Genomic DNA, 20,374 nt, shown 5'->3' on the forward strand with positions numbered 1-20,374 from the left:
CTCCTTGTTCGTAGATCACTTCGGTCGGTCGGTCCCCCAGGTCCTGGGCACCAGGATCGGCAGCGGGCCGCGCGCCGGGACACGGGGCGCGCATGACTCTCAAGGAACTCCAAAGCTGCGCGCCCCCGGCTGTCGGTGGCGGCACCGATACTGGGGGCATGACGGCTCCAGGCAGCACCGTGCTGATCGTGGAGGACGAGCCGAGCATCGCGGACGTCCTCGCCATCGCCCTGCGCTACCACCGGTTCGAGGTGATGACGGCCGGCACGGTCCGGGACGCCCTCGCACTGGCCGAGCGCACCCGGCCGGACGCGGCCCTGCTCGACGTGATGCTGCCGGACGGCGACGGGCGCGCCCTGGGCCGCGAGCTGCGCGCCCGGCGACCGGACCTGGCGCTCGTGTTCCTCACCGCCCGGGACGCCCCGGCGGAGATAGTCGGGGCGCTCGGCTACGGCGACGACTACATCACCAAGCCGTTCAACATCGACGAGGTCGTCGCCCGGATCGGCGCGGTACTGCGCCGCACCCGCCCGGCGGACGTCATCCAGCAGCGCCCGCCGCTGCGCTACGGCGACCTGGAGCTGGACGAGACGACGTACTCGGTGCACCGCGCCGGCCGCACGGTCGAGCTGACCCCGACCGAGTACGCGCTGCTGCGCTTCCTGGTGCGCAACGGCGGCCGGATCGTGCCGAAGGAGCAACTGCTCAGGCACGTCTGGCAGTACGAGCACATACCGTCCGAGTCGACCGTCGTGGAGACCTACATCAGCTATCTGCGGCGCAAGCTCGACGCCCTGGGAGCGCCGGTGATCACCACCCGGCGGGGTGTCGGGTACGGCCTGACATGAGCCTCGGCAAGCGCCGGCACCGGCACGGAATGCACTCGCTGCGCGGCAAGCTCACTCTGGCCAACGTCGGGCTGCTCGCCGTCGGCATCGTGGTGGCGGCCGTCGCGAGCATCATGGGCATGCGGCTGTACCTGCTCGACCAGGTGGACTCCGAGCTGCTCAAGATGCGGACGTCACTGGGGAGTTCGGGACTCACACTGCGGCAGGTCGACTCGCTGAGCGCGCTGGGCGTGATCCGCGACCGGGTCATCCCCACCGAGTCCGACCCGACACCGGACTCGATCTTCGTGGTCATCGACGCCAAGGGCGACGCGATCTCCGTCTTCGACATGAAACCGACCGAGGCCCAGCGCTCCCTCGCGGCCGCCGTGTCCGACCCGCGCGCCCTCGCCGCCGCAGCCGACCCGCACGACATCGACGTGCACGGCGCGTCCTACCGGGTGACGGCGACCCGGCTCGCCGACGGCCCCTACATCCTGCTGGCCAACTCGACCGAGCTGCTGCACCAGGGCATCGCCAAGGCGCTCAAGCTCGACTTCGCGGTCGGCTCACTGCTGCTGGCGCTGCTGTGCTGTCTGACCATGTACAGCGTGCGGCAACGGCTGCTGCCGCTGGAGGACATGGTGGAGACGTCGTCGGCGATCGCCGAGGGCGACCTGACCCGGCGGGTGCCCTCCAGCCAGCATCCGACGGAGGAGGTCGAACAGCTGCGGCTCGCCCTCAACTCCATGCTGCACCAGGTGGAGACGGCCTACCGGACCCGCGAGCACAGCGCGGCCCAGCTGCGCCGGTTCGTCGGCGACGCCTCGCACGAGCTGCGCACCCCGCTCGCCGCCATCCGCGGCTACCTCCAGCTGTACGAGAAGGGGATGCTGAGCGAGCCCGGGGAGCGGCGGCGGGCCTGGGGCCGGATGCACGGGGAAGTGGACCGGATGGGCCGCCTGGTGGACGAGCTGCTGCTGCTCGCCCGGCTCGACCAGCGGCCGGAGATCCGGTTCCGGAACGTCGACGTGAGCCGGCTGGTGCGGGACGCGGCGGAGGACCTGCGGGCGCAGCAGCCGGGGCGGCCGGTGGCCGTGGAGGCCGACGGGGCGGTACTGGTGCGGGCGGACGAGTCGGGGCTGCGGCAGGTGCTGGGGAACCTGATGGCCAACGTGCGTATCCATACGCCTTGTGACGCCGCCGTGCGGTTGGGGGTGGAGCGGGCGGACGGGGTGGTGCGGGTGTGCGTGGCCGACGAGGGGCCGGGGCTGAAGGAGGAGGACGCGGGGCGGATCTTCGACCGGTTCTTCCGGGTGGGGAGTGCGGAGGGGAGCGGGCTGGGGATGGCGATCGTCCAGGGGGTGGTGGAGGCGCATGGTGGGGAGGTTTGTGTGCGGACGGCGCCTGGAGAAGGGCTGGCGGTGACGGTGACGTTGCGGTCGGTTTGAGTTTCGGGTGCGGGTGGGTGGGGGCTGGTCGCGCCCACGCGGCGGCAGCCGCACATCGATACAGCCCCGCGCCCCTTTGGGGCGCGTTCCCTAAGCGTCGGTCAAGATCAGAGCCCAGACGGTTTTGCCGTGGGACCCTCTGCTCCACACTCCCCACGCCGCCGCGATCGTCTCCACCAGGTGCAGGCCCCGGCCCGTCTCGTCGTCCTCTCTCACGATGCGCAGGCGGGGTTCCGCGCGGCCCTCGTCCGAGACCTCAATGAGGCAGGAGCCGTCCGCCAGAGCGGTGACCGCCACCTCGAACTCCCGCTCTCGCAAGGGGCCGTGGCGGACGACGTTGGTGGCCAGTTCGGAGACGAGGAGCAGGGCGTCGTCGACCGCCGGGGTGTCCGGACCATGGCCCCAGGCGGCCAGATGGTCCCGGACCCGGTGCCGGGCCAGGCCGACGGACGCCGGGTGCCGGGGGAGCCGGAAGGCGTTGCGTCTCAGCACGTCTGCTCCTCACCCGGCGCCCACCCACGTCACGTGGTGTGCGCCGGGTGTCCGCCCGTCAGATCCAGTTCAGACTCCACAGGCGGAAGATGCCCGTGCTGTCCGTGAGGTACTGGGCTCCCCCCACGTCCTCGCTGCTGAGGACGTAGTCGGTGCGCTGCCACAGCGGGATCAGCGGGACGTCGTTCGCCACGTCCGTCTGGACGGTGCGGAAGTCCTGCTCGGCCCGGCTGCGGTCGGCGTACTGCTGGCTGTTCTGGAGGAGGTGGTCGACGGCCTTGTTGCTGTAGCCGGTGCTCATCACGGAGTCGCTGCCGACGAGGGAGGCACCGAAGGTGTCCGGGTCGGGATAGTCGGCGACCCAGCCGACCGCCCAGGCGTCCATCTTCCCCTGGGCCCACGACTTCTGGAAGTCGGTCCACTCGTATCCCTTGACGTCGACCTTGAACAGGCCGCCCGCCTCCAGCTGCTTCTTCAGCGCGGCGGCCTCCTCGGCTCCCGCGCCGTGGCCGATCCCGTAGCCGAAGGAGAAGGTGACGGGGGTGCTGACGCCGGCCTCCTCCAGGAGTGCCTTCGCCTTGGCGACGCTCTGGGTCGGGTAGGTGTCGAAGAAGGACGTGGTGTGGCCGGTGAGGCCGGTCGGGATCAGCGAGTACAGCGGCTGCACCGTGCCGTCGTACACGGTCGAGGCCAGCTCCTCGCGGTTGACCAGCCAGGCGATGGCCCGGCGGATCAGCACGTCGTGCAGGGGCGAGCTCTTGCGGGTGTTCAGGTACAGGTTGCGGGTCTCGGAGCTGTCCGCCTTCAGGACGCGCTGGTCGGGGTCGCTCGGCGAGAGCTTGGAGACCATGCCGGGCGGCAGCGTCCGGGTCGCCACGTCGATCTGCTTGGCCTTGTACGCACTGGCTAGCTTGGCCGAGTCGGCGTAGTAGCGCAGCTCGACGGGACGGCCGGTGCCGCTCAGCTCACCTTTGTAGCTGCCGTTGGGCCGCAGGGCTGCCTGCTTGTCCTTCGTGTACGACGTCAGGGTGTACGGGCCGGTGCCGTCCACCGAGTTGTCGGTGCGCAGCTTGTCCGCCGGGTACTTGTCCTTGTCGACGATCGCGCCGGCGCCGGTGGCCAGCTTGAACGGGAACGTCGCGTCCGGGGACGACAGGTGGAAGGTGACGGTCTTGCCGGAGGCGGTCACCGAGCCGAGAGTCGAGAGCAGGGAGGCCGGGCCGACATCGGAGTTGATCTTCTTGACCCGGTCGAAGGAGTACTTCACGTCCTCGGCGGTCATCGCCCGGCCGCTCGGGAAGGTGATCCCGTCGCGCACCACGCAGCGGTACGTCTGCAGGCCGGAGTCCGTGAAGTCACAGCTCTGGGCGGCGTCCGGGACCGGCTGGACACCGCCGGGCTCAAAGGTCAGCAGCGTCTGGAAGACGTTGTTGAACAACGCCCAGGAACCGGCGTCGTAGGCGCCGGCCGGGTCGAGCGAGGTGACGGCGTCGGTCGTGCCGACGGTAATTGTCTTGTTCTTGTTCTCCTGCGACGGCAACAGCTGCCAGCCGCCGATTCCCACGACCGCCAGGACGACGAGCGTCACGAGAATACGCATGCGAACAGATCGCATGGTCGGTGCCCTCCCCAGGACCAGCACGGGTCCGCTCCAGGCCCTACCCAGGCCCTCCGCATATGCCACTCCCCTAAGTGACGCGGCTCACCTAATCACAGGTGTTTCATGTGGGGGAAGAGCGATCTGACTAGATGAGGAAGAACTTACCCAGGGCATGTTTCCGCCCGATTTCACAGCTCCTCCACAGCGAGTGCCAGGCGGTTTCGGTCAGGTCTGCTTCGACGCCAGTTCGATGACCGTGATGTCCGACGGGGCACCCACCCGGGTGGGCGGACCCCAGGCGCCGGCGCCCCGGGAGACGTACAACTGGGTGCAGGCCGAGGGTGCGCGCCTCCTCGACCCACTGCTGGGCGCCGGAGAAGTGCTCGTGGTTTCCGGTCGGGACCTGACCGCCGGCGGCTTCAAACCTTCCCGTGCCCCTTCGCCGCGGTGCGCCACTGGCGCAGGAGGCATGTAGCCCTGCGAGCCTGCCAAGACCATACGAACGAGTCGCCGAACCGCACGGTCCATACCTGCGGCTGCCGCCACAACCAGCCTCAGACGGGGGCGCTCAGGCTCCGAGACGGCGGGGGCGCCGTTCGCGAGCGCCAGCCGGCAGCGGCGTGCGCAGGACGCTCCCATCCCGCCTGCCATCGACCCGGGCAGAGCCGAGCAGACGCGGCCCATGGCGTCCAGGTCGTTCGTACAGTGGCGCGCTCCACCTGGACACCATGAACCACGCCCGCTCCACGATGTGCGGGCCGACGACGGACGGGATGGAAGCTGGGAGGTTGGGGGGAGCCTTGGCCTCTTGTCTGCGGGCCGCGTTTCTCTGGATCATGCGTACGGAGCAAGCGAGACGTAGAGGGGAATCGGCGTGAAGCCGCAACGAACACAGCTGTTGCTGTGGAGCACAGTGGCCGTAGGGCTGTTGACAGCGATCTTGCTAACGCCATTGACCCTTGAGCAAGCAGCGCCGACTCACAACGATTGGGGCCGGCTGAGTGATGTCAGTCAGACATACGGTGCCCTGTCGGTTCCGCTTTCGGCCATCGCGCTCTTGGGCGTAGCCGCTTCTCTGGCCTATCAGGCCCGGCAGACGAAGATGGCCAATGAGGAGTCACGGCGGTCGTCGCATCGGGAACTGCTGATGTACACGTTGGACAACCCGGAGTTCCTTGTGTGCTGGGAGCCCGTGAGTGGCATGTCGTCGGTCGAGATGCGACGGTTGATTTTCACGAACATGATTGTCAGTAACTGGCACTCGGACTACTTGCTACAGAGGTGGAGCGATCAAGAGGCCCGGGCCACGTTGGGCTTTCATTTTCAAGGAGCAGTGGCTCGTTCGCACTGGGAGAAGACCGCGTCCAGCTGGCGCCAGGTTGTTGAAGCTTCGGGTGACGCCCGGAGGATTCACTTCGTCAAGCTCGTCGATGAGAGCTACGCAGAGGCTGAGACTGCAGGGCCTGGCGTGTCTCCTGAGGCCTACTTCACCGCTCCAGAATGAAGATCGGTTAGGCGGCACGAGCGGTCGAATCGCCGGCTCTGCAAGCAGCACTCAACAGCCAACTCCTCAACCCTCGGCCCCTAGTTGGGCATGAGGACTGCGAGCATTCTTAAGCTTGGTTTCCGGTCGGGAACTGACCGCCGACGGCTCCAAACCTTCCGGACGCCCTGCGTACCCCGCCCAGACCATACGGACGAGTCAAGGTCACGTACGGCAGATCCGTGCGACGAGGGGTGATCGCACGACACGGCGGGCGGGTCGAAACGGGCGGGCTCAGGCGCCCGGGAACTCCGTTCGACCCGCCCGTTCCAAGATCGGTTGAGTTACGGCTTCCGAGGGGCCGGTGAGCCGCGGGTCATCGGAGGGTCCGGGTGAACTGGTATGCGCTCTGGGAGGTGCCACTGCAGCTGTCCGAGAGCTGTCCGTTGGTCGCGCAGGCCTTGTCCCGGCCCAATGACCAGAAGGAGAGCTCCTGGATGCCTTTGGAGGCTGCGAAGTTGGCGAGCGTGGACGCGTTGGCGGTGCTGAACACCTCCGACTGGGTGTCGTTGACCCCGATCATCGGAGTGTTTCCTTCCATGGCCCACAGCTGTGCGGAGGTCTTGGTCGTCCAGATCTTGCCGAGTTGGGTGTGCAGAGCAGTTGCCGCATCGGTTGCGGCCTTGCCCATGTCCATGGCCGATCCGTAGTCCATCGTCATGATGTTGACGAGGTTCACGGTCAGCGCGTTGCTCTTCGCGTTGTTGAGCAGCGAGATGGCGTTCTGCTCCAGGCCGGTGGGATTGACGGGGAGCGTGTATTGGACGTCGAGACGGCGTCCCGCTGCTGCGTAGTCGCTCTGCAACTGCGCGAGAGCCTTGTTCCGCCGGTCGTTGGCAGCGGTGTTGTCGAGTGTCGAGCCTTCGATGTCGAGGTCGATGCGGGTGAGGTTGAGGCTGTCCACCACCCGCTTGTACTGGGCTTTGAGAGAGGAGACCGAGGTACAGGCAGCACCCAGTTCCGTCCCTGAAGCACCTCCGAAGGAGACGATGACGTCTCCGCCTGCCGCGCGCAGCGAGTTGACGGCGGAGGTCCAGGAGGCGTCGGTGATGGACGTGTCGCCATTGAAGGTTGCGTTGCACCCGCTCCCGGCGATGACGAACGCCAAGGTGAAGTACTTCTGCCCCGTGGCGTTGCGGGCGTTGGTGAGAGCCGACGGGGAGTTCCAAGTTTCCGCGTAAGGCGCCGAGTACCGGGCAGGGAAGCCCGGGCCCGGGTTGGCTGCGGCCGGGGCGGCAGACGCCGGGGCGGCCAGGACAGCGACCGTAGTGCTGACCGTGGCGGCAACGCCCAGCACGTATCTGCTGATTCGACGCATGGGTCCTCCAGATGCAGCGCGGCACAAGCCGACGAGAGAGATCACGTATCTGAACATTTTCTGTTCACGTGAACAGTGGCGAGCGTCATTACGGTAAGGCCTAGACCAATGCCGTCGTCAAGCCTGCCGTGTAAATTTCCGTGGCCGATCGACCCGGCAACGAGCGCCGACCGCCGCCTCGTTGAGGTGTCGGGCTGGTGGTGGGCAGTGTCAGGGCCCGGCTGTCGCGTCGAGTGGGCGCCGGCTTCCCCCGGCTCCGGCGGGGTGGTGCCGGCCAGTGGAGGGCGAGGCGGAGGATGCGGCGGCTTCACACCGAGGTCCCAGACCAGTCGGCGGTACCTGTCGTGGTCGTAGCCACGGTCACCGAACACCACGTTCGGGGGGCGCCGAGGCTGACCGTGCTTGCCCCGCACCGGCGGCACGGCTTCGAGTAGCGGGCTGAGCCGGGTGACGTCGTTTCGGTTGCCGCCGGTCAGGGTGGGGGCGAGCGGGATGCCGGTGGCCTCGGTGATCAGCTGATGCCTGCTGCCCGTCCTGCCCCGGTCGACAGGGCTTCGTCCTGCACAGCACAGCACAGCACAGTCAACTCCACAGCCCCGAACTGTACTTGGGCATGAGGCCTGCGAGTATTCTCAAGCTCGGTTTCCGGTCGGGTAGGTGCGCCCGTTCGACGGAGTGATCCACCAACGATCCGGGCCGTTCGCGGCGTTGCTGCGGCAGATCACAGCACAGAACGTGATCGCCACCGAGTAGGCCCGCGTTCGCAGCGCGGGTCGGGAAGGCACGCCTGTGCTCAGCATAGTCACCGCCGACGGTTCCACCCAGTGTGACTCCTTGATCGACGAGATCGTCCGCGAGGGCGCCAACCGCATGCCGACCGCCGTTTCGGAGGCGGAAGTCAACCAATCCCTGGTCCGCTCGGATGCCCGGTTCAAGAACAGCGTCCTGGTCGAGCGAGAGGGTGCAGCCGCGTGAGTGAGATCCCCGGCCCCGGCAGCCGTGCAAGCAGCGTAGAACTGCAGATTGCCCGGGTCATCGTCGCATCCCTCGAACAGGCCACTGTCAATGTGCGCTGCCTGCGGGGACCGGTCCGCCGCGGTGCCCGCTTCAACCGGCTCAGCGGTTCAGCCCAGGCGATCGACCTGACGCTGACGCAGGCCGTCGTCTACAGACGTCGGGTGACAGCACTCGACACCGGCCTCACCGCCTTCGTGACACTCCGAGGAAAGGGCGTTCAGCATCTGAAGACGGGAACCTTGGCCTCCGGGTGGCAGGTCATCGAAGGCGCCAACCCGCTACCCTGACGCAACGATCCACAGGAATTGACGATTACTCCGACGCACCGTCGGCCTGACCGCGTCGTCGAGACTCCGCCGACCTTCGTGTGCGGCCGTCGGTTCGATGAGACTTGCTGGAGTACTAGGAGGTACGTAGCCTGCGAGCCTGCCGAAACTCGGACTCCGGGACGGCGGGGCGCCGTTCGCGAGTACCGGCGAGCAGGCGGCGGCGAACCTGATGCGCAGGGGATCGCCTACCACCGCGCTGTCAGCGCGTCATGGTCACCAGTCCGAGGATCACCAACCCGACTCCCATGAATCCGAACTGCACTCTCATGCGTTCGAGGCTCTTCCAGGGCGTCCCCCATCGCGTCCTGTAACGCGGCGAAAAGGTCACGTCTGCCCAGTCCCACACCCAGACGTCCACGCCGCGACAACCACAGGCCACCACGATGAAAACGCCGCCCACGATCAATGCGAGCACCCCGAGAAGCACGCCGTTCCTCCCCCTGCCCCGCCTCATGACCAGCGTCACCGTCGCGGCATTTTCGCAGGAGGCGCCGAAGACAACGGGGGCGGTCCCCCGCATGGCCGAGAGAGTGACCGTGCTTGCAGAGCCGAGCAGACACGGCCGACAGCAGACGGGATGGGTGCTGGGGTGAGTGGCGGGTCAAGGAGGAAAGCGGGTGCGGCCTGACACGGGCCTGTGCCGCCGGACCTTCAAGTCTGTGTCCGGCACGGGACGCTGTTCCAGCTATGGCCGGCGCTCCGTGGCTTGGCCCGATGATGGAAGCTCCGCCGCCCGGAGGGCGCGTGGATCAGCTGCTGACTACGAGGGAGGGGCGTAGGGGTTCCCGTCGGGCGCCGGTTGGCCACGCCACCACGCCCCCGGCGGCGGGACAGGAGCCCAGTCCGGGCCGCGGTGATCCAGCCACCATCTACCGATGGTGTGGAACTTCTCCTCGAAGCTGCGGTCCCAGCTGAGGAACCCGGTGATCGGCGCCCGCAGGCGAGTACAGCGGCCGCCCGCTTCGTAGATCACGACGGTCCGGCTTCCGAGGAGTGACTCGATCTGGATGGCTTGGACGTTCGACCACGGGACGGTCCTGCGGCGGAGGTTGTGCACGATGGCCGCCGACGGCGTGAGAGTGACCCCGAGGCGCCGCGAAGTGACCAGCACCACGGGCAACAGGACACCCCACATGAGCAACGAGGCAATTACAGGACCAAACGGTCCGTCGTCCAGCCAGAACAAGACCTGGACAGCCGTGATGATGATGGCGGGCGCCACGGACGGCAGACTTTGGAGAGGCGTCAACCGGTAACGGATGCGCTCCGACGGCATGGTCTCGACCTGCGACTGCTCCATCGAACCCCACCCCTCACGCAGCGCAGCCGGCGCTCTGGAGAACTCGCCTGATCACTTGCCGGGCCGTGGATCTTGAAACTGACGAACCCGCCTCCCCGCAGGGACAGGACCAGCCACAGGAAGCCCGGCCGGGCGAGGGTGCGCTGGAGGGTGAACGGCGCGTGGCCCACCTCCGCGAACAGGGCCGTCACCACGGCCAGGGCGAGGAACCCCAAGACGATGATCACCCTGCCGTGCCTCTGCCTCTGCCGTTGCTATGACGTGTGACGCAGTGCGCGTACGCCGCGCAACCCGATGACCCCGATGACCGTCCCCAATACGAAGGACACGACGGCCAGCGTCAGGTGGACCCAGAAGTACGCCGTGGGACGGCCGTCGTCGAAGGCGAGTCCGCTGCCGTCCTTGACGAGGTTCTTGACGAAAGTGATCCAGATGAACCAGCTCCACACCCCGAACACGAGCAGGAACCAGGAGACCGGACGGCTGAGCTTCATGGGTTCAGTATCTCCGGCCGCTGTCCGGTTCCGGCTCCGGGGTGGGGTCGGTGATGGGACTTCGGTCTCCGGGACAGGTACGTTCTCGTCCGTGTCCGCTCCGAAGCCGAAGGCCAGCCGTGTGCTGCTGGTCACCTCCGCCGCCCTGATGTCCCTGTCGCTCACCACGCCGGCCGCGCTCGCCGCGCCGACCCCCTCGACGACTCCGTCGGCCACTCCCCCGGCGGACATGTCGACGGTGGGCGGTACCCGGCTGGGGCAGCCCGGTACCCAGGTGAACCTGGCCGCCGGGGTGCCGGTGCTGCCGAAGGACATCACAGGGCGTTCCTGGATCGTCTCCGACGCCGAGTCGGGCGAGGTGCTCGCCGCGCACAACGCGCACTGGCGGCTGCCTCCGGCGAGCACCCTGAAGATGCTGTTCGCGGACACCGTGCTGCCCCGGTTCCCGAGGTCCACCCCGCACAAGGTGGTGCCGACCGACCTCGCGGGCATCGGCGCCGGTTCCAGCATGGTCGGGATAAAGGAGGGCCAGACCTACACGGTCCACGACCTCTGGCTCGGCGTGTTCCTGCGCTCCGGCAACGATGCCGTGCATGTGCTGTCCGCGATGAACGGCGGGGTCGAGCAGACCGTCCGGGACATGCAGGACCACGCCGACGGGTTGCAGGCGCTGGACACCCATGTGGTGACGCCGGACGGGTACGACCAGCCGGGGCAGGTGTCGTCGGCGTACGACCTGTCGCTGTTCGCGCGTTCCGGACTGCAGAAGAAGGACTTCCGGGAGTACTGCTCGACCGTGCGGGCCAGTTTCCCGGGCGACACGACGAAGAACGCGAAGGGCAAGTCGGTCCGCGGATCCTTCGAGATCCAGAACACCAACCGGCTGTTGAGCGGTGACACCGACGTCCCCGTGTACCAGGGCATCGCGGGGGTGAAGAACGGCAACACCACCAACGCGGGCGCCACCTTCACCGGGGTCGCCGAGCGCGACGGCAGGGTGCTGCTGGTCACCGTGATGAACCCGGAGAAGAAGGAGCACAACGAGGTCTACAAGGAGACCGCCAAGCTGTTCGACTGGGGTTTCCAGGCGGCCGGCAAGGTGACTCCGGTGGGTGAGCTGGTGCCGCCCAAGGGGGCCGTGGGTTCCAGTGCCGATCCGCAGGCCTCCGCCGTCGGGAAGGACGGCGGCGCGAGCTCGAAGCCCGTGGCCGCCGCCTCCGCCGAGGGTTCCGGCGGGATCGGGGTCGCGCTGGCGATCGCGGGCGGGGCGCTGGTGCTGCTGCTGGGCGCGGCGTTCCTGGTCAACCGCCGTTGGCCGCTGCCGGATCTGGTGCGCCGACGGACTCGTCCCTGAACTCGGTGCTGCTCTCCTCCGCCGTCCAGGCGGCGCAGTACAGGACGATCCTGGCCGTGAAGTTGATCCACAGCAGCAGGGCCACCGGGACGCCGAACGCGCCGTACATGCTCTTTCCGGCGACGCCCTGGATGTAGCCGCTGAGCAGGAGCTTGAGGAGTTCGAAGCCGACGGCGCCGATCAGGGCCGCGACCAGCAGGCGGCGGCGCGGTGGTTCGACGCCGGGCAGCAGGGTCAGGACGTAGAGCAGGAGCAGGAAGTCGGCCGTCACGGCGACGACGAACGCGGCGGTACGGAGCAGGAGGCTGCCCCAGCTGTGTTCGGCTATGCCGAGCTGCCCGGCGGCCCAGCCGACCGCCGCCGAGGCGATGGTGGACACGGCGAGCGTGACGAGCACCGCGCCGCCGAAGCCGATCAGGATGACGCCGTCCTTGGCCTTGGCCAGGATCGGGTTCTGGTCCCTGTCGGGCAGCTGCCACACCGCGCGCAGGCAGTCCCGCATCTGGCCGACCCAGTTGATGCCGGTGAACAGCAGGACGGCACCGGCGATCAGGCCGACCGTGCCGGCGTTCTGGACCAGGGAGTGGATGTCCAGCTGGTCGGAGATGCCGGGCACCTGGTCGGCGATCTTGTTCTGGAGTTCCTGCTGCCGGGACTCGCTGAGCGTGGCGGCCCCGATCGCGGCGCCCACGGTCAGCAGCGGGAAGATCGAGATGAAGCTGATGAAGGTCATGGCGGCGGCCAGCCGTGACCACTTCACCCGGTCGAGCCGCTCGTACGACCGCCACACGTGGGTGGTCATGAGCCAGCCCACGAAGGGGCCGACGACGGGGAGTCTTCTCAGCCAGTCCATGATCCGACTCTGCCCTCTCCGCGGAACACCAATGTGCGGGTACCCCAGAAGCGCAGGATCGTGGCCAGCGCCATGCCGACGACCGCGCCGGACACGGTGTCGGCGCGCTGTGAGGTGAGGCCGAGACCGTAGTGGCTGACGGCGAGGCAGAGCAACTGGACCAGGGCGCCGGCGAGGTTCACGGCGACGAAGACGGCGTAGGGGCGCATCCCGGTCGCCCGCGCGTGACGGTAGGTGCCGCAGGCGTTGCCGAGGTAGGCGACCGTGCAGCCCGCCACGAAGGACAGGGACTTGGCGGTGAGCGGGTCGAGGGCGGCCGGGCCGCGCAGCCAGCTGAAGAGGCCGAGGTCGGCGGCGTAGGCGAGCAGGCCGACGGTCGCGAAGCCGATCAGCTCGCGCGGGTGCGCGGTCACCAGTGGGCCACGGCGAGGCCGTACATCGCCAGCCAGGCCAGGCCGATCAGGGCGAGGGCGCGGTCGCGCAGGACGACGTCCTCGGGTTCGCCGGCGGTGCCCCGGTCGGCGAAGACGGCGTACCGCAGGATCGCCAGGATGAAGGCGACCATGGACAGCTGGCGCCAGGGCAGCAGGCCGGCGGCGGGCCCGCGGTGGCCTTCCAGGGCCCACAGGCAGTAGGCGAGGACGGCGACTCCGGCGGCCAGCTGCCAGACGAAGCGGAGGTAGCCGGTGGTGTACTCGGTGAGCAGCGCTCGGGTGGCGCCCGCCTTCCCGGCCATCTGCACGGCCTCGGAGTAGCGCTTGGCCGACACCATGAAGAGCGCGCCGAAGCCGGTGGTGATCAGGAACCAGCGGGACAGCGGGATACCGAGGGCGACCCCGCCGATCATCGCCCGCATCAGGAAGCCGGTGGTGACGACGACGAGGTCGACGACGAGGACGTGCTTCAGGGCGACGCAGTACGCCAGTTGCATGCCCAGGTAGGCGGTCAGCAGGACGGGGACCAGGGGCGGGGTCAGCCGGACCGCGAGCAGGGGGCCCAGGACCGTGAGGACGCCGCCCACGGCGTAGGCGACGGGGACCGGGACCTGCCCGGCGGCGACCGGGCGGCGGCACTTGACGGGGTGGGCGCGGTCGGCCTCGGCGTCCCGGGCGTCGTTGATCAGGTAGACGGCGGCCGCGCAGGCCGTGAAGAGGGCGAAGGTGAGGGTGAGGCGGGCGAGGGCGGGCCCGGAGAACAGCCGGCCGGCGGCGGCCGGGGCGGCGATGACGAGGGTGTTCTTGACCCACTGCTTGGGGCGGGTGGTCTTCAGCAGGCCGCGGAGGACGCCGGGGACGGTGACGGGGGCCCGGGGTGGCGCGGGCGGCCGGGCGGAGCGGGCGCGCTGCTCGTGCAGAGTCGTTTCAGCAGCGCCCTCGGCCAGCCCCTTCGCCAGCGTCGATTCGGCAACGCCCTCCGCCGCGGCGTGCGCGGTCTCAGTCACGCCCGCCTCCGCTCATCCAGCGCGCCCCGGCACGGGCCGTGAGCGCCCCCAGGGCCGCGCCCGCCGCCACGTCCGTCGGGAAGTGCACGCCGACGACCAGCCGGGACAGGCACATGGCGGTGGCGAGGGGCCCGAGGGCGGGCACGCCGAGCGCCCCGAAGGCGACGGCGGCGGCCGTGGCGGAGGTGGCGTGCGAGCTGGGGAAGGAGTGCCCGCCCGCGGTGCGCATCCGGGGCCGGACATGTGCGGGGCGCGCCCGGCGCACGACCCGTTTGACGCCCATGCTGCCGAGGTGCGCACCGGCCACGAGCACTGTGCCGCGCAACCAGGCGCCGCGCCGCGCGCCGTCCACGGCGGCCCCGGCGAGGCCCGCCGCGAGCCAGAGCGCGCCGTGCTCACCGGCGAGGGAGAGACCGCGCGCGGCCGACGCGACGCGTGGATCGGCGCCGCAGGCGTGCAGTGCGGAGAGGATCCGGTGGTCCATGTCGTCCATTGGACTCACTGTTCACCCTCGCCCCACCAAAGTTACGACCATATTGAGCGACATTCCGATAATCACCCATTTCGAGGAGTCGGGTGATCTTCCTTAACCAATCCCCTATAGCTCCCATAACACCCATACGGCAGCGATACGGTCGTCCCCATGCCTGGAAAGCCTGAAGGCCCCGCAGGTCCCGCCGCGCCCGAGACGACCGTCCCCGTCACCGGCTGGGGCCGCACCGCCCCCACCGCCGCCCGCCTGATCCGCCCCCGGACCTACCAGGAGGCGGCGAACGCGATCCGGACCTGCGGGGCGCGCGGCGGTATCGCGCGGGGCCTCGGGCGGGCCTACGGCGACGCGGCGCAGAACGCCGGCGGTGCCGTGCTCGACATGACGGGCCTCGACCGCATCCACGCCATCGACGCGGACGGCGGCACCGTGCTGTGCGACGCCGGGGTCTCGTTGCACCGCCTGATGGAGGTGCTGCTGCCGCTCGGCTGGTTCGTCCCGGTGACCCCGGGGACCCGCCAGGTGACGGTGGGCGGCGCGATCGGCGCCGACATCCACGGCAAGAACCACCATGTCTCGGGATCGTTCTCCCGTCACGTGCTGTCCTTCGAACTCCTCACCGCCGACGGCCAGGTCCGCACGGTGAGCCGCGGCACCCCGCTGTTCGACGCGACGGCCGGCGGCATGGGTCTGACCGGAGTGATCCTCACGGCGACCGTCCGCCTCCTCCCCGTCGAGACGTCGTACATGTCCGTCGACACCGAACGCGCCACCGACCTCGACGACCTGATGGCCCGGCTGACCGCCGCCGACCACCGCTACCGCTACTCGGTCGCCTGGATCGACCTGCTCGCGCGCGGGGCGGCGACCGGGCGCGCGGTGCTCACCCGCGGCGACCACGCGCCCCGGGAAGCACTCGGCAAGGGCACCCGCGCCGGGCGCGCCCCCCTCGCCTTCCGCCCCCGCAGCCTCCCACCCGCCCCCGCCCACGTCCCCGACGGCCTCCTGGGCCGCACCACCGTCGGCCTCTTCAACGAGCTCTGGTACCGCAAGGCCCCCCGCGCCCGCGTCGGCCAACTCCAGCCCATCTCCGCGTTCTTCCACCCCCTGGACGGCGTCCCGCACTGGAACCGCGTCTACGGCCGGGCCGGCTTCGTCCAGTACCAGTTCGCCGTCGGACACGGCCAGGAGGCCGCCCTGCGCCGGATCGTGGCCCGCATCTCCGAACGCCGCTGCCCGTCCTTCCTCGCCGTCCTCAAACGCTTCGGCGAAGCCGACCCCGGCTGGCTCTCCTTCCCCGTGCCCGGCTGGACCCTCGCCCTCGACATCCCCGCCGCGCTGCCCGGCCTCTCCGCCTTCCTCGACGAACTGGACGAGGAGGTCGCGGGCGCCGGCGGCCGCGTCTACCTCGCCAAGGACGCCCGGCTCCGCCCCGAGCTGCTCACCGCGATGTACCCCCGCCTCGACGAATTCCGTTCCCTGCGCGCCGAGTTGGACCCGCGCGGGGTCTTCGTCTCCGACCTGTCCCGCCGCCTCGGTCTCTAGCCCCAGGAGTTGCAGTGAAGGACGCCTTCGGAATGCCCCAGTCCCTGCTCGTCCTCGGCGGTACGTCGGAGATCGCGCTGGCCACCGCGCGCCGGCTGATCGCCCGCCGCACCCGCACGGTCTGGCTGGCGGGCCGCCCCTCCCCCGCACTCGAACAGGCCGCCGAGCAGCTGCGCGCCCTCGGCCCCGACGTGCACACCGTCCCCTTCGACGCGCTGGACCCCGAGTCCCACGAGGCGGCCCTCGGCAAGGTCTTCGCCAACGGCGACGTCGACCTGGTCCTGCTCGCCTTCGGCATCCTCGGCGACCAGGCGACCGACGAACGCGAGCCGGTGAACGCCGTGCGCGTCGCCCAGACCAACTACACCGGCGCCGTCTCGGCGGGCCTGGTCAGCGCACGGGCCCTGCAGACCCAGGGCCACGGCTCCCTGGTGGTCCTCTCCTCGGTCGCCGGGGAACGGGCCCGCCGCTCCAACTTCATCTACGGCTCCAGCAAGGCGGGCCTGGACGCGTTCACCCAGGGCCTGGGCGACGCCCTGCACGGCACGGGCGTGCACGTCATGGTCGTACGGCCGGGGTTCGTGCGGTCGAAGATGACAAAGGGGCTGGAAGAAGCGCCCCTCGCCACCACCCCGGAAGCGGTGGCGACGGCGATCGAGATCGGCCTGCGCAGGCGCTCGGAGGTGGTGTGGGTGCCGGGGGCGTTGAGGGTGGTGATGTCGGCGCTACGGCACGCGCCGCGGTCGGTCTTCCGACGGCTTCCGATTTGACACCGGCCCACTGAGACGCGCCCCTTCAGGGGCGCGGGGAACTGCGCGACCAGCCCCCACGCACCCGCGGACTACCGACTGGCGATGGACCCTCGCTCCACATGCCCCACCTGAGGCGGAACAACAGAGCCCCCGAAGACGTAGTCACGCAGCTTCCGCCACACCCCGTCCGCCCCCTGCTCGTACAACGCGAACCCCCTACACGGCCACTCGGCCTGGAAGTCCGCCAGCTCGGCGAACGCCCGGTCCATCGCGGCCTCGTCGATCCCATGAGCGACCGTCACATGCGGGTGGTACGGGAACTGCAGCTCCCTGGCGAGCGGCCCCGCCTCGTCCCGGACCCGCTCCTGCAGCCAGGCGCAGTCGTCCGCGCCCTGGACCACCCGGACGTACACCACCGGCGACAGCGGCCGGAACGTACCCGTACCGCAGAGCCGCATCGGGAACGGCCGGCCGGCCGCGGCGACCTCGCTCAGGTGGGCTTCCACAGCGGCCAGCGACCCTTCGGCGATCTCCGCCGGAGGCAACAGCGTGACGTGTGTGGGGATGCCGTGGGCCGCGGCGTCGCCGAAGCCCGCGCGCCGCTCCTGGAGCAGGCTGCCATGCGGCTCCGGGACCGCGATCGACACGCCGATCGTTACGGTCCCCACGTCATCTCCCGTCGGTCGTGGTGGGCGGACGCATGTCGGGTTCGTACCCGGCCGTCCGGCTATCGACTGTACGGCCACGGCCGCCTCCCGGGCAGCCGTGGCCGAAGTGATGTGCAGCGCTTCGCTTCGCTCAGTGCTTGGCGGGCAGGAAACCGACCCTGTCGTAGGCCTGGGCCAGGGTCTCGGCCGCGACGGCACGGGCCTTCTCCGCGCCCTTGGCCAGGATCGAGTCGAGGGTCTCCGAGTCGTCCAGGTACTGCTGGGTGCGCTCCCGGAACGGGGTGACGAACTCGACCATGATGTCGGCGAGGTCGGTCTTGAGGGCGCCGTACATCTTGCCCTCGTACTCCTGCTCCAGCTCGGCGATCGACTTGCCGGTGAGGGTGGAGTGGATGGTGAGGAGGTTGGAGACGCCCGGCTTGTTCTCGGCGTCGTAGCGGATCACGGTCTCCGTGTCGGTGACCGCGCTCTTGACCTTCTTCGCGGTCGCCTTCGGGTCGTCGAGGAGGTTGATGAGGCCCTTCGGCGTGGACGCCGACTTGCTCATCTTGATCGACGGGTCCTGGAGGTCGTAGATCTTCGCCGTCTCCTTGAGGATGTACGGCTTCGGGATGGTGAAGGTCGCGCCGAACCGGCCGTTGAAACGCTCGGCGAGGTCGCGGGTGAGCTCGACGTGCTGGCGCTGGTCCTCGCCGACGGGGACCTCGTTGGCCTGGTAGAGCAGGATGTCGGCGACCTGGAGGATCGGGTACGTGAACAGGCCGACGCTCGCGCGGTCCGTGCCCTGCTTGGCGGCCTTGTCCTTGAACTGGGTCATCCGGCTGGCCTCGCCGAAGCCGGTGAGGCAGTTCATGACCCAGGCGAGCTGGGCGTGCTCGGGGACGTGGCTCTGCACGAAGAGGGTGCAGCGGTCCGGGTCCAGGCCGGCCGCGAGCAGCTGGGCGGCGGCGAGGCGGGTGTTGGCGCGCAGGTCGGCGGGGTCCTGCGGGACCGTGATCGCGTGCAGGTCCACGACCATGTAGAAGGCGTCGTGGGACTCCTGGAGGGCTACCCACTGGCGGACGGCGCCGAGGTAGTTGCCCAGGTGGAACGAGCCGGCGGTGGGCTGGATGCCGGAGAGCACGCGGGGTCGGTCAGAGGCCATGTTCACCATTCTCTCAGAGGAGGAGGGCGGGAATGGCCCGGCGGTGGGGGGTGGTTTCGGAGCGCGGGGGACTGCGGGTCGCATGTGGTTGCTCGCGCAGTTCCCCGCGCCCCTGACGGGGCGCTGCCCCTTACGGCGTCGATCAGCCGAGGTCGATCTCCGGGTACAGCGGGAACCCGGCCACCAGGTCCGTCGCGCGCTGGGCGATCTCCGTCGACACCTTCTCGTCCAGGACGTGCGAGGCCTTGCTCGGCGCGCCCGACTTCGTCGTGCCCGGTTCGGTCGCCGTCAGGACGCGGTCGATCAGGCCCGCGACCTCGTCCATCTCGGCGGTGCCCAGGCCGCGCGTGGTGAGCGCCGGGGTGCCGATGCGGATGCCGGAGGTGTACCAGGCACCGTTCGGGTCGGCGGGGATCGCGTTGCGGTTGGTGACGATGCCGGAGTCGAGCAGGGCCGTCTCGGCCTGGCGGCCGGTGAGGCCGTACGACGTCTCGACGTCGATCAGGTTGAGGTGGTTGTCCGTGCCGCCGGTGACCAGCGTGGCGCCCCGGCGCAGCAGGCCCTCGGCCAGCGCGCGCGAGTTGTCGACGATGCGCTGGGCGTAGTCCTGGAAGGCGGGCTGCCGGGCCTCGGCGAGGGCTACGGCCTTGGCGGCCATGACGTGCGGGAGCGGGCCGCCGAGGACCATCGGGCAGCCGCGGTCGACCTGGTCCTTGAGGGAGTCGTCGCACAGGACCATGCCGCCGCGCGGGCCGCGCAGCGACTTGTGGGTGGTCGTGGTCACGATCTGGGCGTGCGGGACCGGGTCGAAGTCGCCGGTCAGGACCTTGCCGGCGACCAGACCGGCGAAGTGCGCCATGTCGACCATGAGGGTCGCGCCGACCTCGTCGGCGATCTCCCGCATGATCCGGAAGTTCACCAGACGGGGGTACGCGGAGTAGCCGGCGACGATGATCAGCGGCTTGAAGTCGCGGGCCTGGGCGCGCAGCGCGTCGTAGTCGATCAGGCCGGTGGCCGGGTCGGTGCCGTAGGAGCGCTGGTCGAACATCTTGCCGGAGATGTTGGGGCGGAAGCCGTGGGTGAGGTGGCCGCCGGCGTCCAGGGACATGCCGAGCATCCGCTGGTTGCCGAAGGCCTGGCGCAGCTCGGCCCAGTCGGCCTCGGAGAGGTCGTTGACCTGGCGGGCGCCGGTCTTCGCCAGGAAGGGGACCTCGACGCGGTCGGCGAGGACGGCCCAGAAGGCGACCAGGTTGGCGTCGATGCCGGAGTGCGGCTGGACGTAGGCGTGCCGCGCGCCGAACAGCTCGCGGGCGTGCTCGGCGGCGAGCGCCTCTACCGTGTCCACGTTGCGGCAGCCGGCGTAGAAGCGGCGGCCGACGGTGCCCTCGGCGTACTTGTCGCTGAACCAGTTGCCCATCGCGAGCAGGGTCGCCGGCGAGGCGTAGTTCTCGGAGGCGATCAGCTTGAGCATCTCGCGCTGGTCGGCGACCTCCTGGCCGATGGCGTCCGCGACGCGCGGCTCGACCGCGCGGATGACGTCGAGGGCGGCGCGGTAGGCCTTGGACTCGGTGGACAGGGGCGCAGACGGGTCAGACATTCGGGACCTCCGGACATGGCGTTCGGCATTCACGGTTCGGCCCAGGCGCACGGCACTCGGTCACGACGCGGGCCGCTCCCCGATGGTCGGTCCCATCCCAGCGCGCCAGTCACGGCCCGCGGATCACATTACCGGGCACGCCGGGCCCAAGGGCCGTGG

At 69.6% G+C, this 20,374-nt stretch carries 21 protein-coding genes, 1 pseudogene and 1 riboswitch; of the genes and pseudogenes, 8 read left to right on the forward strand and 14 right to left on the reverse strand.

The genetic code is table 11. The features are described 5' to 3' along the window. Positions 1-158: 158 nt before the first annotated feature. Positions 159-848, forward strand: a complete 690-nt coding sequence (locus ACFWPS_RS10390; protein ID WP_234535435.1) for a response regulator transcription factor — start codon at positions 159-161, stop codon at positions 846-848. Then, positions 845-2,278, forward strand: coding sequence for a sensor histidine kinase (locus ACFWPS_RS10395; RefSeq protein ID WP_383703135.1), 1,434 nt, complete (start codon positions 845-847; stop codon positions 2,276-2,278). The genes ACFWPS_RS10390 and ACFWPS_RS10395 overlap by 4 nt, the downstream gene beginning before the upstream one ends. A 90-nt stretch (positions 2,279-2,368) precedes the next feature. Here the strand turns inward: ACFWPS_RS10395 and ACFWPS_RS10400 are convergent, their stop codons facing one another. Beyond that, a complete protein-coding gene (locus ACFWPS_RS10400) occupies positions 2,369-2,770 on the reverse strand; it encodes an ATP-binding protein (RefSeq protein WP_383703136.1) in 402 nt (133 codons plus the stop codon). 58 nt (positions 2,771-2,828) lie between these two features. Further along, on the reverse strand, positions 2,829-4,385 hold the full coding sequence (locus ACFWPS_RS10405) for an ABC transporter substrate-binding protein (RefSeq protein ID WP_383703138.1): 1,557 nt from the start codon (positions 4,383-4,385) through the stop codon (positions 2,829-2,831). Positions 4,386-5,244: 859 nt separating this feature from the next. Between ACFWPS_RS10405 and ACFWPS_RS10410 the strand changes: the two genes are divergently transcribed. Continuing rightward, positions 5,245-5,874, forward strand: a complete 630-nt coding sequence (locus ACFWPS_RS10410) for a DUF6082 family protein (RefSeq protein WP_383703140.1) — start codon at positions 5,245-5,247, stop codon at positions 5,872-5,874. 355 nt (positions 5,875-6,229) lie between these two features. Here ACFWPS_RS10410 and ACFWPS_RS10415 read toward each other — a convergent pair whose 3' ends face one another. Together ACFWPS_RS10415 and ACFWPS_RS10420 are read right to left on the reverse strand one after the other, a co-directional pair. Next, positions 6,230-7,231, reverse strand: a complete 1,002-nt coding sequence (locus tag ACFWPS_RS10415; RefSeq protein WP_383703142.1) for a chitinase — start codon at positions 7,229-7,231, stop codon at positions 6,230-6,232. Positions 7,232-7,533: 302 nt separating this feature from the next. After that, positions 7,534-7,791 (reverse strand): annotated as a pseudogene (locus ACFWPS_RS10420) (transposase); the annotation flags it as partial. Between the two features lie 274 nt (positions 7,792-8,065). Here ACFWPS_RS10420 and ACFWPS_RS10425 point away from each other — a divergent pair. Both ACFWPS_RS10425 and ACFWPS_RS10430 read left to right on the forward strand, forming a co-directional pair. After that, the gene (locus tag ACFWPS_RS10425; protein WP_383703144.1) at positions 8,066-8,206 is read left to right on the forward strand and encodes a hypothetical protein; all 141 of its coding nucleotides are present in this window, start codon (positions 8,066-8,068) and stop codon (positions 8,204-8,206) included. Beyond that, positions 8,203-8,535 (forward strand): hypothetical protein, encoded by a 333-nt coding sequence (locus tag ACFWPS_RS10430; protein ID WP_383703146.1) that lies wholly within the window; start codon positions 8,203-8,205, stop codon positions 8,533-8,535. The genes ACFWPS_RS10425 and ACFWPS_RS10430 overlap by 4 nt, the downstream gene beginning before the upstream one ends. 241 nt (positions 8,536-8,776) lie before the next feature. Here the strand turns inward: ACFWPS_RS10430 and ACFWPS_RS10435 are convergent, their stop codons facing one another. The 3 genes from ACFWPS_RS10435 to ACFWPS_RS10445 all read right to left on the reverse strand — a co-directional run bounded on the left by ACFWPS_RS10435 (position 8,777) and on the right by ACFWPS_RS10445 (position 10,371). After that, positions 8,777-9,004, reverse strand: coding sequence for a hypothetical protein (locus ACFWPS_RS10435; protein ID WP_383703148.1), 228 nt, complete (start codon positions 9,002-9,004; stop codon positions 8,777-8,779). Positions 9,005-9,337: 333 nt separating this feature from the next. Beyond that, a complete protein-coding gene (locus ACFWPS_RS10440; RefSeq protein ID WP_383703150.1) occupies positions 9,338-9,877 on the reverse strand; it encodes a hypothetical protein in 540 nt (179 codons plus the stop codon). Positions 9,878-10,131: 254 nt separating this feature from the next. Continuing rightward, on the reverse strand, positions 10,132-10,371 hold the full coding sequence (locus tag ACFWPS_RS10445) for an SCO4848 family membrane protein (protein WP_383703152.1): 240 nt from the start codon (positions 10,369-10,371) through the stop codon (positions 10,132-10,134). A gap of 91 nt (positions 10,372-10,462) precedes the next feature. Here ACFWPS_RS10445 and ACFWPS_RS10450 point away from each other — a divergent pair, with 91 nt between their 5' ends. After that, the gene (locus tag ACFWPS_RS10450) at positions 10,463-11,725 is read left to right on the forward strand and encodes a D-alanyl-D-alanine carboxypeptidase (protein ID WP_383703154.1); all 1,263 of its coding nucleotides are present in this window, start codon (positions 10,463-10,465) and stop codon (positions 11,723-11,725) included. Here the strand turns inward: ACFWPS_RS10450 and ACFWPS_RS10455 are convergent. Genes ACFWPS_RS10455 through ACFWPS_RS10470 form a run of 4 tightly spaced genes read right to left on the reverse strand, consistent with a single transcriptional unit; the run spans position 11,673 to position 14,512 of the window. Further along, positions 11,673-12,578: a YihY/virulence factor BrkB family protein gene (locus ACFWPS_RS10455; RefSeq protein WP_383703156.1), complete on the reverse strand. Its 906-nt coding sequence runs from the start codon at positions 12,576-12,578 to the stop codon at positions 11,673-11,675. The two genes, ACFWPS_RS10450 and ACFWPS_RS10455, sit on opposite strands and share 53 nt — an antisense overlap. Beyond that, entirely contained in the window at positions 12,566-12,991 is a 426-nt protein-coding gene (locus ACFWPS_RS10460) for a GtrA family protein (protein ID WP_383703158.1), read from the reverse strand. The genes ACFWPS_RS10455 and ACFWPS_RS10460 overlap by 13 nt, the downstream gene beginning before the upstream one ends. Then, positions 12,988-13,959: a decaprenyl-phosphate phosphoribosyltransferase gene (locus ACFWPS_RS10465; protein WP_383703341.1), complete on the reverse strand. Its 972-nt coding sequence runs from the start codon at positions 13,957-13,959 to the stop codon at positions 12,988-12,990. The genes ACFWPS_RS10460 and ACFWPS_RS10465 overlap by 4 nt, the downstream gene beginning before the upstream one ends. 52 nt (positions 13,960-14,011) lie before the next feature. Beyond that, positions 14,012-14,512 (reverse strand): phosphatase PAP2 family protein, encoded by a 501-nt coding sequence (locus ACFWPS_RS10470; protein ID WP_383703160.1) that lies wholly within the window; start codon positions 14,510-14,512, stop codon positions 14,012-14,014. A 150-nt stretch (positions 14,513-14,662) separates the two neighbouring features. Between ACFWPS_RS10470 and ACFWPS_RS10475 the strand changes: the two genes are divergently transcribed. Beyond that, positions 14,663-16,054 carry an FAD-binding protein gene (locus tag ACFWPS_RS10475; RefSeq protein WP_383703162.1) on the forward strand — a complete coding sequence of 464 codons (1,392 nt, stop codon included), beginning with the start codon at positions 14,663-14,665 and terminating at the stop codon, positions 16,052-16,054. Positions 16,055-16,068: 14 nt separating this feature from the next. Beyond that, on the forward strand, positions 16,069-16,824 hold the full coding sequence (locus ACFWPS_RS10480; RefSeq protein ID WP_383703164.1) for a decaprenylphospho-beta-D-erythro-pentofuranosid-2-ulose 2-reductase: 756 nt from the start codon (positions 16,069-16,071) through the stop codon (positions 16,822-16,824). A gap of 71 nt (positions 16,825-16,895) precedes the next feature. Here the strand turns inward: ACFWPS_RS10480 and ACFWPS_RS10485 are convergent, their stop codons facing one another. The 3 genes from ACFWPS_RS10485 to ACFWPS_RS10495 form a co-directional block, all read right to left on the reverse strand. Continuing rightward, positions 16,896-17,474: a 2'-5' RNA ligase family protein gene (locus tag ACFWPS_RS10485; protein ID WP_383703166.1), complete on the reverse strand. Its 579-nt coding sequence runs from the start codon at positions 17,472-17,474 to the stop codon at positions 16,896-16,898. Between the two features lie 130 nt (positions 17,475-17,604). Next, a complete protein-coding gene (gene trpS, locus ACFWPS_RS10490) occupies positions 17,605-18,618 on the reverse strand; it encodes a tryptophan--tRNA ligase (RefSeq protein WP_383703168.1) in 1,014 nt (337 codons plus the stop codon). A 142-nt stretch (positions 18,619-18,760) separates the two neighbouring features. After that, positions 18,761-20,215 carry a glycine hydroxymethyltransferase gene (locus tag ACFWPS_RS10495; RefSeq protein ID WP_383703170.1) on the reverse strand — a complete coding sequence of 485 codons (1,455 nt, stop codon included), beginning with the start codon at positions 20,213-20,215 and terminating at the stop codon, positions 18,761-18,763. Between the two features lie 32 nt (positions 20,216-20,247). Beyond that, positions 20,248-20,338: riboswitch (ZMP/ZTP riboswitch) on the reverse strand. Between the last annotated feature and the right edge of the window lie 36 nt (positions 20,339-20,374).

It is taken from the genome of Streptomyces sp. NPDC058457, assembly GCF_042720695.1.
GTDB lineage: Bacteria > Actinomycetota > Actinomycetes > Streptomycetales > Streptomycetaceae > Streptomyces.

Excerpts from the sequence above, each read along its gene's own strand:
- ACFWPS_RS10440 (WP_383703150.1), bottom strand. The coding sequence starts at position 9,877 with ATGGAGCAGTCGCAGGTCGAGACCATGCCGTCGGAGCGCATCCGTTAC.
- ACFWPS_RS10405 (WP_383703138.1), bottom strand. The coding sequence starts at position 4,385 with ATGCGATCTGTTCGCATGCGTATTCTCGTGACGCTCGTCGTCCTGGCG.
- ACFWPS_RS10395 (WP_383703135.1), top strand. The coding sequence starts at position 845 with ATGAGCCTCGGCAAGCGCCGGCACCGGCACGGAATGCACTCGCTGCGC.
- ACFWPS_RS10475 (WP_383703162.1), top strand. The coding sequence starts at position 14,663 with ATGCCTGGAAAGCCTGAAGGCCCCGCAGGTCCCGCCGCGCCCGAGACG.
- ACFWPS_RS10445 (WP_383703152.1), bottom strand. The coding sequence starts at position 10,371 with ATGAAGCTCAGCCGTCCGGTCTCCTGGTTCCTGCTCGTGTTCGGGGTG.
- ACFWPS_RS10390 (WP_234535435.1), top strand. The coding sequence starts at position 159 with ATGACGGCTCCAGGCAGCACCGTGCTGATCGTGGAGGACGAGCCGAGC.
- ACFWPS_RS10415 (WP_383703142.1), bottom strand. The coding sequence starts at position 7,231 with ATGCGTCGAATCAGCAGATACGTGCTGGGCGTTGCCGCCACGGTCAGC.
- trpS (WP_383703168.1), bottom strand. The coding sequence starts at position 18,618 with ATGGCCTCTGACCGACCCCGCGTGCTCTCCGGCATCCAGCCCACCGCC.
- ACFWPS_RS10455 (WP_383703156.1), bottom strand. The coding sequence starts at position 12,578 with ATGGACTGGCTGAGAAGACTCCCCGTCGTCGGCCCCTTCGTGGGCTGG.
- ACFWPS_RS10470 (WP_383703160.1), bottom strand. The coding sequence starts at position 14,512 with ATGGACGACATGGACCACCGGATCCTCTCCGCACTGCACGCCTGCGGC.
- ACFWPS_RS10495 (WP_383703170.1), bottom strand. The coding sequence starts at position 20,215 with ATGTCTGACCCGTCTGCGCCCCTGTCCACCGAGTCCAAGGCCTACCGC.